Source organism: Dictyobacter kobayashii (assembly GCF_003967555.1).
GTDB lineage: Bacteria > Chloroflexota > Ktedonobacteria > Ktedonobacterales > Ktedonobacteraceae > Dictyobacter > Dictyobacter kobayashii.
In genome coordinates this window covers 5931310-5944968 of record NZ_BIFS01000001.1, presented here as the reverse complement: position 1 = coordinate 5944968, position 13659 = coordinate 5931310, and the positions used below count along the sequence as shown (strand labels likewise).

The 13659-nt window shown below is 50.6% G+C and carries 11 protein-coding genes and 1 pseudogene; 6 read left to right on the top strand and 6 right to left on the bottom strand.

Annotated features, from left to right (window positions below; all coding sequences use genetic code 11):
- Nucleotides 1-85: 85 nt before the first annotated feature.
- The 4 genes from EL645_RS44580 to EL645_RS26515 form a co-directional block, all read right to left on the bottom strand.
- Nucleotides 86-652 carry an extracellular solute-binding protein gene (locus EL645_RS44580; RefSeq protein WP_126553816.1) on the bottom strand — a complete coding sequence of 189 codons (567 nt, stop codon included), beginning with the start codon at nucleotides 650-652 and terminating at the stop codon, nucleotides 86-88.
- Nucleotides 649-1545 carry an ABC transporter substrate-binding protein gene (locus EL645_RS44575; RefSeq protein ID WP_161977710.1) on the bottom strand — a complete coding sequence of 299 codons (897 nt, stop codon included), beginning with the start codon at nucleotides 1543-1545 and terminating at the stop codon, nucleotides 649-651. The genes EL645_RS44580 and EL645_RS44575 overlap by 4 nt, the downstream gene beginning before the upstream one ends.
- An 87-nt stretch (nucleotides 1546-1632) precedes the next feature.
- Complete coding sequence (locus EL645_RS26520) at nucleotides 1633-2469, bottom strand: carbohydrate ABC transporter permease (RefSeq protein ID WP_126553813.1); 837 nt, start codon at nucleotides 2467-2469, stop codon at nucleotides 1633-1635.
- Nucleotides 2470-2527: 58 nt separating this feature from the next.
- Entirely contained in the window at nucleotides 2528-3490 is a 963-nt protein-coding gene (locus EL645_RS26515) for a carbohydrate ABC transporter permease (protein WP_126553811.1), read from the bottom strand.
- Nucleotides 3491-4294: 804 nt separating this feature from the next.
- On the opposite strand from EL645_RS26515, the gene EL645_RS26510 reads away from it, so the two are divergent.
- The 4 genes and pseudogenes from EL645_RS26510 to EL645_RS26495 form a co-directional block, all read left to right on the top strand.
- A complete protein-coding gene (locus EL645_RS26510; RefSeq protein WP_126553809.1) occupies nucleotides 4295-5350 on the top strand; it encodes a LacI family DNA-binding transcriptional regulator in 1056 nt (351 codons plus the stop codon).
- Between the two features lie 244 nt (nucleotides 5351-5594).
- The gene (locus EL645_RS26505) at nucleotides 5595-5900 is read left to right on the top strand and encodes a hypothetical protein (protein WP_246035483.1); all 306 of its coding nucleotides are present in this window, start codon (nucleotides 5595-5597) and stop codon (nucleotides 5898-5900) included.
- A gap of 92 nt (nucleotides 5901-5992) precedes the next feature.
- Nucleotides 5993-6481, top strand: coding sequence for a hypothetical protein (locus tag EL645_RS26500; RefSeq protein WP_126553807.1), 489 nt, complete (start codon nucleotides 5993-5995; stop codon nucleotides 6479-6481).
- Nucleotides 6482-6584: 103 nt separating this feature from the next.
- Nucleotides 6585-6824 (top strand): annotated as a pseudogene (locus EL645_RS26495) (ISNCY family transposase); the annotation flags it as partial.
- An 82-nt stretch (nucleotides 6825-6906) separates the two neighbouring features.
- Here EL645_RS26495 and EL645_RS26490 read toward each other — a convergent pair.
- The gene (locus EL645_RS26490) at nucleotides 6907-7830 is read right to left on the bottom strand and encodes a DUF6807 domain-containing protein (RefSeq protein ID WP_126553803.1); all 924 of its coding nucleotides are present in this window, start codon (nucleotides 7828-7830) and stop codon (nucleotides 6907-6909) included.
- Nucleotides 7831-8288: 458 nt separating this feature from the next.
- Nucleotides 8289-11798 carry an RHS repeat-associated core domain-containing protein gene (locus tag EL645_RS26485; protein ID WP_126553801.1) on the bottom strand — a complete coding sequence of 1170 codons (3510 nt, stop codon included), beginning with the start codon at nucleotides 11796-11798 and terminating at the stop codon, nucleotides 8289-8291.
- A gap of 312 nt (nucleotides 11799-12110) precedes the next feature.
- Between EL645_RS26485 and EL645_RS26480 the strand changes: the two genes are divergently transcribed.
- Both EL645_RS26480 and EL645_RS26475 read left to right on the top strand, forming a co-directional pair.
- A complete protein-coding gene (locus tag EL645_RS26480) occupies nucleotides 12111-13271 on the top strand; it encodes an eIF2A-related protein (RefSeq protein ID WP_126553799.1) in 1161 nt (386 codons plus the stop codon).
- The gene (locus EL645_RS26475; RefSeq protein ID WP_161977709.1) at nucleotides 13258-13566 is read left to right on the top strand and encodes a WD40 repeat domain-containing protein; all 309 of its coding nucleotides are present in this window, start codon (nucleotides 13258-13260) and stop codon (nucleotides 13564-13566) included. The genes EL645_RS26480 and EL645_RS26475 overlap by 14 nt, the downstream gene beginning before the upstream one ends.
- The last annotated feature ends 93 nt before the right edge of the window (nucleotides 13567-13659 follow it).

The window sequence follows — 13659 nt, the reverse complement described above, 5'->3', positions numbered from 1 at the left end:
GGCTGTGCCTTTCAATCAGGATGATGTGGAACGATGATGTTCCACGCCACCCTGATATAAAGAGCTTATTTAAGCTACCAGCGGACTACTTAGCCCAGCTCTCATTTTGCCAGCTAGGATTCTGCTGCAGCTGGTAATCTGCGGCGGCTTTCCAGGAGGCATCCAGTTTACTCTGCGTGGCCGAGAGGCTGGTGGTGCCCAGCAGGTAACCTTGCATGATCTGGGTGTAGTCCTGTCCTTGCTGGGGCGATAGTCCCTGCAGGGCATAGCCGTCCGATTTGGGTGACTCGCCCCATGCTCCATCCGAGAAGCCGCTGATCACGCCCGGGGCGGAGACGCCGGTTACCGAGGGCACACCTGTGGTAGCGGTAATCCAGCTCTGCGCATATTTGGGAGCGGTCATGAATTGCAGGAAGCGCACCGCGTATTTCAGTTGATCCCCTTTGACGGTTGAAGGGATCATATAGCTGGTTCCACCGGTCGTGACACCAAACTGGGCGGGATCATTGGTCGACAGTGGCGTGGTGTCGGTGGTGATGGTCGGGAAGCCCATGCTGCCAACCTTGAATTTAGCGCTGGCGACCTCGGCGGCTCCAAAGTTAACTCCCCAGGCCATTGCTGAGCGACCTGCCAGGAAGTCGTCCAGGTTCACACCCGCACCGGATAAACCTTTGATACCTGACCAGTTGGGGTTGCTCCGGTTGAGTACATGTCCTTGGCCAGTTTCAAGGCCTCCACGACCTCTGGGAGATTCGCATTGAGCTTGCCTGTTTTGACCGCGCGCACCAGGTCTTTGGTGGTCAGGGTGCTATACGTCCCGGGTTTGCCGGAGGCGTCGAACCAGTTGAAGTCATTGTAGTATTTGTTCATCATCTGGTTCAGGATCGAGCCAACCGGGAAGGCGATGCCGATCTGCGAGTTGTCCATTGCCATTGGGGTAATACCGGCTGCTTTGAACTTCTGCAGTGCCGCTTCCCAGTCTTTGTAGGTCTTGATGGGAAATGGCACGCCAGCCTTCTGGAAGAGGTCCTGGTTGACAAACAGTCCTACGCTCACCAGGTTGAGTGGCACCCAGTAGAGGTGTCCGTCAGCCGCAGATGAGATGGTCTGGTTGTATGCACGTGAGTCAAACAAGTCCATCCAGTGGGCTTTCTCCGGCGCATAGGGATTGGGCTGCTGCAAATAGCTATCGAGCGGTGTGACCTGGTAGGGTTTATAGCTGGTCTGGTTGAAAATCAGGTCTGGCGCGCTCCCAGAGGCCAGTTCGGTCGCTTCAATCTGCGAGAAATTGGAGAGCGGCAAGACGGTAATTTTCACTTTGACATTCGGGTTGAGCTTCTCGAATTGCTGTACCGCCGCATCCCAGCCCGCGCCAAAGCTCTTTCCACTGCTGTTCCATTGGTTGGGACCAGCCAGCGTGATCGTGATCGGACCATTCCCCTGGCTCTGCTGATTGCTTCCACAGGCTGTGAGCAGCAGAGCTCCCAGCAGGCAGAGTAGGCCAAACACATGGGTTGAACGCCAGACAGACCTTGTCGTGTTCATAAACATGAGTCCTTTCAAATTAAAGATAGTGAGACAAGGAGACAATCGCTAGTGAGACATTAAAACCTGGAGACGCTGCAAAATTGCCTATTTTAACATGTCTCCACCACCAACTACACCGCCGACACCGGCAATGAAGTAGCGCGAGGCAAAGAAATAGACGATGACCAGGGGCAGGCTGGCCAGCACGTAGCCGGCAAAGAGTGGTCCCCACAGGGTGACGTTCTGTCCCTGTAAAAAGGCCAGTCCGGTGGTGACCGTTCTCAGGTTGTCATCGGTCAGGGTGAGTAGTGGCCAGAAATAGTCGTTCCAGACGGTGGTCAGGGTGAGCAGGATGATGGTGCCGATAATCGGTCCTGAGAGCGGCAACATGACGTAGAAGTAGGCTTGCCATCCTGCTGCCCCATCGATGTGGGCGGCTTCAAACAGTTCATTGGGTACTTGCTGGAAAAAGGTGCGCATCAAGAAGGTGGCGAAAATCGAGCCGCTGGCCATGTAGGGCAGGATCAGCGCCAGACGTGTATTGATTAACCCCATGTCACGCACCAGGATAAAGAGTGGGACCAGGCTTGAGATGGAGGGTACCATCAAGAGTGCGGCGATCATGGTGAAAAGAAAGTTGCGCCCCAGGAACTTATAGCGGGCGAAGACAAAGGCCGCGATTGAGCTGAGCACCAGCACCCCGATCATAGAGGTGCAGGCAACGATCAGCGAGTTCATGATGTAGACGCTGATCTGGTTCCAGGCCGCTGTGTAATTCTCCCAGTGAAACGGTAAGGAAGGTATCCAGTAAGATGTATGAAACTGGTCGTTGTCCTTTAGCGAGGTTACAACCATAAAGACGTATGGAAATAAGGTGAATATTACCAGTATCATCAAGATACTGCCGATCAAAAGATCACGACGTCCCTGGCGTGTTGACATGCTCGGTCATCCTTTCGTTCTCTCGTCTATCGAAAGCAGGCTTACAGCGGCCTGGCCCTCAGGCGGTGGCTACGGCTTGTTTTCTGGTGCGCAACGATATAACGCTAAACAAGGCGGTGATGATAAAGAGTACCGAGGATAGGGCGGCGGCATATCCCCAGTTGCCGTCGTAGAAGGCTTGATTGATCATATACAGGGCCGGCGTCATGGTCGAGTAGGCCGGTCCTCCGTTGGTCAGCAGGGCCATGGGAATGGCGAACTGTACATAGTTGATGATCGCCAGTACAAAGAGCAGGCGAAATTGGCCCGAGATCAAAGGGATGTCTATACGAATGATGCGTGTGAACCAGGATGCTCCATCGATGGAGGCGGCGTCAAATATTTCAGTGGGAATACTCTGTAAACCAGCCAGGAAGAGCAGGAACGGCGTGCTAGCGATCCAGGGAAAGCCCAGGAACATCAGCGAGTAGAGGGCAATGTTGGGATCACCCAGCCAGTTACGCTCCAGCGAGCTCAATCCAATCGCATGCAGCATGGTATTGATCATACCAATATTGGGCTCGTACATGAATCCCCACAGATAAAAGACTACGACCATGGGAAAAGCAATCGGCACAATCAAGAGGGTGCGAAAGATAAATTGCCAGCGCTTACTCGAATGCGCCAGCACCAGCTCGGCGGCGAACAACGGCACGATCCAGGCCAGCGTGACTCCGAAAATAAAGAACTGGATGATGTTGGTAAATGAGTGAATAAAGACACTATCAGAGGGGAGGGCCGCGAAATTCTGGAAACCAATGAACGGAGAATCAAAACCTGGACGCCAGTCAAAGAAGGCGTGGTACAGACCACTCAAGGCTGGATAATAACTAAAAAGACCCAGCACCGCGAAGAGTGGTAGCAGCGGCACATAAAACTTCCATGAAATCCTGCCACGAAACTGCCGCCCCAGGCGTCCTTTTTTAAGCACTGGCCCACGTTCATGTACATCAGCTTTTCCAGGACGAGAAATAGTCTGCATACGCATGCTCCTTCAACGCAGCTACAAATAAGCGCCATGCCTGGTGCTTCACTGCCCCAGACAACTTTTATTTATACACATGGATGAAACGCGCTCACCCAGAGAAGTCCGCAAACGTGGCTCGAACAACCAATGATTCGATTTAGTAAATCAGTTTACTTATGCGAAGTATAAGCAATAAATCACAGTTCTGTCAATAGCTTTCGAATAATTTCATTTAAGAATAAAACAACACACCCAAAGCAACAATAAGAACGATCTGTACGTGCGGGGCTTGCCCCCGCTTTTTCCTTTTCTGCTCTAAAAATCAATAATTATGATACCAAGCACCAAATCAACTATCTATATATCACTTTTCTTTCCACGAGCAGGCGATACGAGGCCCATTCTTTCAAGTGTGGAGTGTGTGTGGTGGGCAGCCGCAGCCGCCTCCCACCTGCAAACATGGAAATCACGAGCAGGCGATACGAGGCCCATTCTTTCAAGTGTGGAGTGTGTGTGGTGGGCGGCCGCGGCCGCCTCCCGCCTGCAAACATGGAGATCACGAGCAAGCGATACGAGGCCCATTCTTTCAAGTGTGGAGAGTGCGGGGGCGGCCGCAGCCGCCCCCACACTCTCCACACTCCCACCCCGGCGCCGCAGGCGCCAAAGGGGAAAAGTAAAAAAACCTGATAACCCTAAGAGCGACATTGACAAAAAATCATCTCCTCCTGTATACTTTCAAGCAGAAGTAAATCGAATTAATAAATCGTTTTACTAACTATCAAGGACCACAAAAAAATAAGAAGCAGGGTGCTGATAGCCATGGAAAAAACACATGCAAAAAGACCAACCATCAGGGATGTAGCGCTGTTAGCAGGGGTTTCTCGCACCACAGTTTCGCTGGTACTCAATAATGTCAGTTCCGCCAATATCTCACCCGAGACGCGTACCAGGATACACAATGCGGTCATTCAACTCAATTATCATCCTCTAGAGGCCGCTCGCAATCTGCGCACCCAGGCCTCTCAGACGCTCGGCGTGGCCATTCCCGATGCCAACAACCCTCACTATATGCAAATCATCAATGGCATCGATAGCTATGCTCAAAGTCAGGGCTATAGCACCTCGATCTTTATCACAAACTTCAGTGAGGAACGTGAGCGCCTCTGCTTCACCTGGCTACAACAAAAGCGCAGCGACGCCTTGATCCTGCTTTCAGGCACCGGTCGGGCTCTGTTGAACGATGTACGCTCCCTGCACGAGCGCGGCCATCTGATCACGACCCTGAGCTTCCGTCGTGATACGATGTTTGATGCCGATATCGATAGTGTGGTGCCGCAGGCCAATACAGGCGAACAGCTAGTCATGCAGCACCTGGCCGAATCAGGCCATCGGCGCATCGGCTATATCTATGGGGTAGCCAGCCATGAACTGCTACATGACCGCCTCGACGCCTGTCTACACATCCAACAACAATTAGGCCTGCCCATAAAAGAAGAATGGATCTACCGCTGCGGCCCAACCATTGACGATGGCTACAATGCAACCAATGCGCTCCTCCAGGCCCTCCCAGCAGACGGCGACCGTCCCACGGCCCTGGTAGTAGTCAACGACTTACTAGCCATCAGCGTACTGGCGGCCCTCAACCACAACGGCATCCACGTCCCAGAAGAGATGAGCGTCATCAGCTTCGACAACATCCCTCAAGCCCCCTACACCATACCCGCCCTCACCACCGTCGACTACAACACGCACTTGATCGGTGAAAAAGCGGCCCAGCTCACCATCGAACGCCTCACCCAACGCGACCGCCCCCCCATCCTCGCGGAAATCCCCGCCCAACTCATCATCCGCCACTCCACCGCCCCCTCCCCCTAAATATAAAGTGCAGGTTTTGCCCCTCTTATTCCTTCCATCCCGAAAAATCAACAAAAAAACAAGAATTGTACGTGCGGGGCTTGCCCCTGCTTTCTCTGTTCCTGCATGAAAATCAAAGAGTCCGATAGCCTCCCCCCTGATAGGCTTTTTTCCTCTCTCTTTCTTTTGGCTGCTTGACTCTTTATTGTTACCATGTTATATTTTTACCAATGTAACATAGCAACAACATCTAAAAGAGAGAAATATGATGGGTCAGATTGAAAAAAATGGCAGCCTGCATGGACAGGCTCTTCCCGTTGAGCGAGTGCAAATTGGCGCGCGCATGGAAAAGAATTTGGTCAAAGTCCTGAAAGCTCTGGCAGAATATTTTGATATCTCTCTCGGAGATTTGCTTGAAGGGATAGTTTTACATGCTTTCGAGCAAAAACATCCTTTTGGCGAGGAAACCCTCAAACGCATTACCCAGCTCAAGGAAGTCTATGGGATGGACTATGATGCGAGCGCCAGCCATCGCTTTATCGAGCAAACCGCAGCCGAAGAACCGGATTAACTGTTTCTTGTTCCTTTTTCACTATTGTTCATGTATTCCTCCCAATTCTTTGCGCGCTTGTGAAGAATGGGTGTTGAAAGGAAGCGAGTTGGATGTCGAATTTTGTTGCCCAGCATGTCACACGATCTCATGTGATTCATGTACCTGCTGCTGTTGACCATGCCTTTCCGCTGTTTGAGCCACTCGGAGAAAAGTACTGGGCACATGGCTGGAATCCAGAAATGCTGTATCCCGCCTCTGGTGTTGCGGAAGTCGGGACCGTCTTCACGACGCAGCATGCCGGCGAACCAGCGAAAATCTGGACCATTATTGCCTATGAAAGAGAACAGGCCCATGTGACGTATGTCAACGTCTTGCCACATGCTTATACCAGTCGAATCGATGTGCGCTGTGAACCTGATGGGGCGGAGGTAACCAGCGTTTGTGTCACCTACACGTTGACGGCACTCACCCCACACGGGAACGAGTATATTGAGAGGTTCACGGGGGAGCACCATTACCAGGCATATATCTCATCTTGGGAGACAGCCATTGGGTATTATTTGCTCCACGGACACATGTTTCCTCGCACAGAGGGGTAAGAGATGTCTCGCACCAAAAGCTGTCCAACCCTGCTGCTGGCTCAAGATGATGAGCCAGCACACCATCATTGCCAGATCTGTGGAAAAGTTGCGTGGGTTGCCTACCATCCCGGAGATTCACCAGGAATTAACCCAGCGTGGAGTCATGATCGCCGAGCACAGTGTGACGAATCTGCTCGCCCGCTATGAAGAGTTAGTCACACTGCATCTGACCAACCAGGCAAGGTTACAGCAATGCCTGAGCACACAAGGGCAGGTCATTCTTGCTCTCGATGGACTCCAACCTGATGTGGGTCACGAAGTCTTATGGGTTCTGCGTGATTGCCTTTCGGGAGAAATCTTGGCAGAATGCCACAGACATACGGCAAGCCTATGAACGTTTGCTGACATAGGAAAAAAGCGCCGCTTTAAGCAGGACCCAGATATCAGCGCAGCCTGCCCACATACTTATCAATCTGCTCCCGCGACCACTCCCCATTGGCCAGCACCACGCGATAGCTCAAATCCAATACATCATCCGGCTGCAAGGTGTAGTATTCATCGAACATAAAGGCACAGCTGATACAGGCGTAAGGATCATTGCGCACAAACCATTTATTTGGATAGCGTGGATTGCGCGGCTGGTCGATAAATATGATGGTTGATTGCTCACAGCTACCATCATGCCAGCCAGTAAATGCCAGCCACGGCGCTTGCTTGCCCATACACTCAGGACCCTCCAGCCCGCCGGCTCCCAGGATCTTCCCGTGCAAAAATGAGCGTGGACCACGCCAGAACAGGCCGCCATAACCCGCATTCTCTCGGCCCTCGGTCGTTGGTGAGCCAAAGGCCAGCGGCTTCCCTGAGACATTCAGCAGGCGCGACGAGAAATCCAGGCTCCAATAGCCCGCCTCTGCATTGATCTCGTTGACATCCAGGTGGCGCTCCTCTTCGATCCACACCGCTTCGCTATGGGTGATCCACTGTAACTGCTCAATGCAGGATACTCGCTCCTCGCTGGACAGTTCCTGCCACGCGCGATGCCGCATCCACCCATTATTGTCAAGTTGTACATAGCCCGCGTCTGGAGTATAGGTCGGGCCTCCCCAAAAGTTCTCGCCCGCTAGATTGGCGCTGGTCATTGAGAGTCCAATATGCCATTGGTGATCATAAGGACGCACCAGGCACACCTCGTTGCCAGCCAGCGTCTTCAAGGAGTGAAAATAGGGCCTGGGCGACTCGCGGGCTGGAAACTTTGGCTCATACACATAACTAAATAAAGGCTGCCCCTCATAATGGAGCGCAACCGTATCATACAAAGTATGGATCAACGTCGTCTTCAAAGCATCACGTCCTTCCTCACTAATCATACAGGCACCTATTATATAAAGGTTAGAGGATAACGTTTTCTATTGTATACCCAAAATGGTAGCTTCTGCACCATTCACACGTAGCAGTGACACGATGTTTAGGGTTTAAGAAATCTATACTTTTGCTCTCTACTTCAGGCTTACTTTCTATTTCGATACAAATAAATAGCACAAATAAATAATATCGCCCCACCTATAGCAAATATCAAACCAATCTGAACCATTCTTGTGTCAGGAAAACTGAAATATTTTATAATAGCAAATATTTCCAATAAACAAGCAAAGATGAAACAAATCGCTGCTCCTATAAATTTTGCATTTATCAACCTTTTGCTCCTCTTGATAAAAGAAATAACTACTATCATTAATCTCAAATAGCTTGATAGAGAAGCCACAAAGTTAAATCTAATCATTTGTAGCTTCTCATTATCAGGTACAGTAAGTTGAAAAGTAGTTTACTAACCGAGAAGGAATGGGCATTTCTCAGCGAGCGCAACTAGAAGAAAACCAGTGTTTCCAAGCACTTCAATAATAATAGCTATTATAACAGCAGGCGTTAACAATCCAGCAGTTCCTATTTCTACTACAGCGTTTATTGCCATATCATATGCAACAGAAGCTGCGACTGCTGCTAAAACACTTCCAATGCAATCAATAGCTTGTGGGCTTGTTATACTTGTCAGTCCACTTGGATCAACCTTATTCACAGGATCATCGTCAGCATACACGTACGGATTCGCCTTGGTGATCTCCTGCAGACTGCCCCCGACTGGCGTGGCTTGCGTCCAGCGCATGGTGACCGAGTCATAGTAGCGAATACCGAACTTATACAATCCGGTAATGCCGTCGAAGTAGCCACCGGCATAGGTCCAGGGTTGTACCACTTGCTGGCGCCACATGGCCTCGCGTCCCAGGGGATCATAGGTGTAGCGATCGACGGCGTTGCCGCTGCTATCGGTCAGTACGACTATCGAACCCTGTCCGTCGAAGAGATAGTAATACTTCTGTCCGTTGGTTTGCAGACTATTGAGCAGGCCGCAACTGCAACGTACATACTCCATGGTGCCAGACGCGCCCTTCTCGCTGCTCAGCCCCAGTGTGCTATACACAGCAGATAGACCAGCATTGCTGACCCGGTCAGTCTGGTTGGTGCCACTATACCCATAGTTGTAATTGCCACCAGAGGTATAGGAGCCCGCCGAGGCAGTGCCACTGATAATCTGATTCTGCGCATTCAGGACAGATGTGCGACTGGGATCGCTATTGGACGGGGCCGGGGTGACACTATTATTAACCGCCGTCTCGTTACCATTGCCATCATAGCTATAGGTAACGGCTATATTGGTGACTGTGCCCGTCGACGAGGTAAAGCTCCCACTTTCGTTCGTCAGCTCGTTGGCCTCATTATAGGTAAAGTTCGATGTATACTTGGACGCGCCACTATAAGAAGCGCTCTCAAGGTTGCCGTTGTTATCATGGTGATAGGACCAGGGAGAAAAGAGCGTGCCATCGGGATTGTACTTGTTGACGGTCATCAGTTGGTTCTTGCTGTTATAGCTATAAGTCCAGGTGTACTTCGTGCTCTCGTCTATTGTGTCGAGCACTACCGCTTTCTGCAGCAGTTCCGTGGATTTTGAGCCGGAGACATAGCTATAGGCAAAGTTGCTGTATTGTGTGCCACTAAAGTGGGGCTGCCCATTGCTATCAATGGTGATCGTGCCCTTACCGCCAATATTGGTGAGCTCGCGGCCCGCTCCATCATAGGTCATGATCTGCCCGGTGCCATTGGGATACTGGATGCTATTCTTACGATTGTCATTATCGTAGGTATAGGTCGTATTCAGGCCGCTGGCATCGGTCAGCTTCGTCATACGATTGACTTCGTCATACGTGTAGCTCACTTTGCCGCTGGCATCAGTCAAGCTGGTCAGATTGCCGACCTTGTCATAAGTATTGGTGAGCACGATCGCGCCCGGCAAGGTCTTGGTCAGTTCACGGTTGCGCGCATCATAGGTGAAGCTAGTGGTGCCTGTACGATCGGTTTCCGTGAGCACGTTCCCATCAGCATCATAGCTATAGCTCACCGATGACCCATCTTGATATGCCAGCTTGATAATGCGATTGTCATTGTCATAACTGAAGGTGGTCGTGTTGCCGTTGCCGTCTTTCTCGGTGCTGACCCGGCTTAAGCTATCGTAGGTTAACGTGGTCTGCCCCAGTGGATTTGGCGGCGTCATGGTTGTGAGATTGCCTTTGCTATCATAGCCATAGGTCGTCAAATGGCCACTCTTGCCGCTTTGCCAATCGGCATCCTTCGCGCTGGCAATAGTGCCATTACTATTATAGCTATAGGTCCATGTACTACCAGTACTGTAGTCAAGCTCCGAAGTCAGGTCTCCTGCCGTATCATAAGCAAAGGTCGACTTGTTATTCTGCGCATCCGTCTGCGAGGTCTGGTAGTAGATGTGATTGGGGTCTCCATCCCCATAACCGTACGTCGTTTGGGCATTAGATCCATCGGTGGCCGTCTTCAAATTATTATTGACGTCGTAGCTGAAGGAACTCGTGTTGCTCAAGGCGTCCTGCTGTTTGGTCACATTATAACTTCCCGGATCAAACGTTTGCGACGAAATGTGACCAAGCGCATTCTTCGTGTAGTTTACCTGCCACGAGGGATCTGCCTGATATGCATATGTCGTGCTGTGTCCGTTTTGATCGGTGACTACCGTACAGGGCAGGACCGTCTGTCCTGAAGGCACGATACCACTACAGTGACTATCGTCGCTGTCATAATACGCTAGCTGGATCGTTCCTCCATCGGCCAGCGTAATCTGGCTTACCTTGCCTGTCCCGCTGACATAGCTGATGCCTGTTGCGTGGGTCAGGGGATCGGTAATGGAGGTCAATTCTCCATTAGTATAGCCATAGGTTGTCGTTTTCTGATTGGCATCAGTGATGCCGGTTAAATTGTGATTACTATCATAGCTATAAGTAATCGTGCGTCCCGTGGGGTCGGTCATCGTCGTGATCTCGTTGGCGCTATTATGCGCCATTGTCAGCACGCGACCCTGGGTGTCGGTGATGGACTGTGTATATTTGGACCCGTTAGGCGATGCATAGGTACAGCTAATTGTATTGCCATTCTTGTCCTTGATATTGGCAATACTTGTATCTGAGCCAAAGAGGACCCTGGTTCCCGACTTATGATAGCTTAAGGTATAGGTTCCATCACCATTGGCTTTCAAGCTGGCATTGAGGCCTGGAGCATCTTTATAGGTTCCATTACTATTGCGATTAAAAAAGAAGCCAGTTCCCGTCTCACTGTAAAATCCAATCCCTGTGCTACCGGCCTGACTTTCATCTAAATACTGGGATGAGCAGAGATTCGCACGCCAGTTATTGCCATACTCATAATTATAATAATCTGAGTCTGAAAGACTATTATAGTACGTATCAAGGTCAAGGTTGATCCCCGTTCCATTCAGCGCATAATTCGCAGAGGCAACCAGCAGGTTTCCGCTTCCTACATTTACTTTCATCGTCACGTGATCGGACAATGAAATTTTGATGTAGGTGAAAAAGGGTTGGTCTCCCAGCCCATCGTGGCTTTTCGTGGAATCAATGAAGGGCCTGACGGTGCTGGCTGGTTTTGCTTTAGCCGCAGGAGATGCAGCCGGAATGGTGGCAGCTGGCTGCGTGGTGGAAGACTTTGCAGCCGGGATCGCTGATGTGTTGGATGCAGGTGTCGTTGGCGTAGTACTCGCTGCCGGTTTCTTTGCGGCAAAAACTGAAGGAGCCGAGTAGAGGTTAGCCAGCAACCCTCCAGTAACAATGGTAAAGACCAATGCCACGCGCAAGAGCATCGTGCCAGAAAAGCGAGGGCAAAGATACAAGCGGAGAGTAAGAAGGCGACTCGCCAGCAAAGGCGTATTAATCGCTTCATCTTGATCTGCTACGGGTGTCATCATGACAGACGAAATCCTTTTCTACTAATGCCAATAAAATATTCTTCTGGAAAAGAAACTTTTCCACAGGTCACCATTGGCTGAGTATAGAAGCAAAATGAGTAGAAAAACAGGCCATTTATACGCCATATAGCGGACATGTCCTCATGGTGTCATGTCTATGTCATGACAGTGGAGCTCGACGTGTGTTCCATGAGGTATCACATTTGAGATGCATTTATCAAGAGTAGTACATTTGGATATCTAACAAGAAAAATGAGATAATTATCTATATATCTGGTGCCCGCAAGAAACAATTATAAACGGAGTTTGAGCATGTATTCTGATGACGTAAAGAAGAGTAAACTCAGGCGAGCACGTGAGTTGCGAGGGTGGTCACAGGCAAATGTAGCGGACAAACTTGGATGTGATGCCCGAAGTGTGGGTCGTTGGGAACGAGGAGAGATTTCTCCCAGCCCTCACTATCGACAGCAGCTCTGTTTCCTTTTTGAGCAGAACGCGGAGGAGCTTGGACTCGTGGAGGCGAGCGTGCCCGCTACGCTGGATGTGGTACCGACGGAAGTCGCGCATACAGAGGGCGTGCCTGAGCCTTTTCATGAAATTAGTTTGCCTACACGTGTACATGTGCCACCTGCAGAAGAAAAGAAGAACTATGGTTGGCCCATGCTCCATAAACATCGTTCCTGGTTCCTGCTCGGACTATCTCTTCTCCTTGTGCTGGCAATAGGAGGGATAGCCAGCAAATTTCTTCTACCTGGATCATCTATGTCTCTTGCATCGAAAAGCTCCCTGCTTTATACCTATAAAGCGTCGTCACTGGTCGGCATCTACGATGTAGAATGGTCCCCCAATGGTAACAGCATTGCGTGTGTCATTGGTGATAACACAGCACGTGTTCTTACACATCAGAATGGGAAGTATACCCTCACAACAACTATTAGTTCCTCCGAGGCTTTGAGCTGGTCACCTGATGGCTCACAAATCGCTTCTGTCACTGGTGATACACCCGAGGCGAAAAAAGCTGTCCAGATTTGGAATTCGTCAAGCGGGCAGATCGTGTATCGTTACCCTGAACAGCATGCGACGATCACCGATGTTGCCTGGTCCCCTGATGGAACCAGGATTGCCTGGAGTGATACTACAGGGACCGTTTTTGTCTGGACAGCCTTAACGCATAAGCTTGAGATCACTTATCGTGGTCATAAAAATCAGGTCTGGTGGATCGCCTGGTCTCCCAATAGCCGCTATATTGCTTCGGGCAGTGAGGATACAAGTGTACAGGTGTGGGATGCAGCGACAGGAACACATCTTGTCACGTATAGAGGACATGCCGGTATTGTTTACGGTGTAAGCTGGTCTCCCGATGGCTCACGTATTGCTTCTGCCAGTACAGATAGAACGGTGCAAATTTGGCAGGCCACAACAGGAAAAACTCCTTACCTACCGCGACCATACCTCTTCAGTGCAAGCATCTAGCTGGTCCCCTGATGGAAAATTTATCGCATCGGCCAGTGCGGACACAACCGTTCGGGTCTGGGACGCAACAACTGGGAGAACTATTGCTGTGTATCGAGGCCATACAGATATTGTCTATGGTGTAAACTGGTCCCCTGATGGAACACGTGTTGCTTCTGCCAGTAACGATGGAACGATTAAACTTTGGAGCGTGGCTCTGCCGGGGCAGCAACCACGCTCCCAGAACAGGATGACATCGAAAAAACCCGAGGCACTCCAGCTTCATAGCCAGGTATCTATGAGCGCACCTTCGTAGCAGCTATGATACAATGGGAAAGGATGAAATTGCGGAGGTTGTGTGGAGATAGGCCGCAGCGGTGCGAGCACAATATGCAGAAGAATGAGTGAT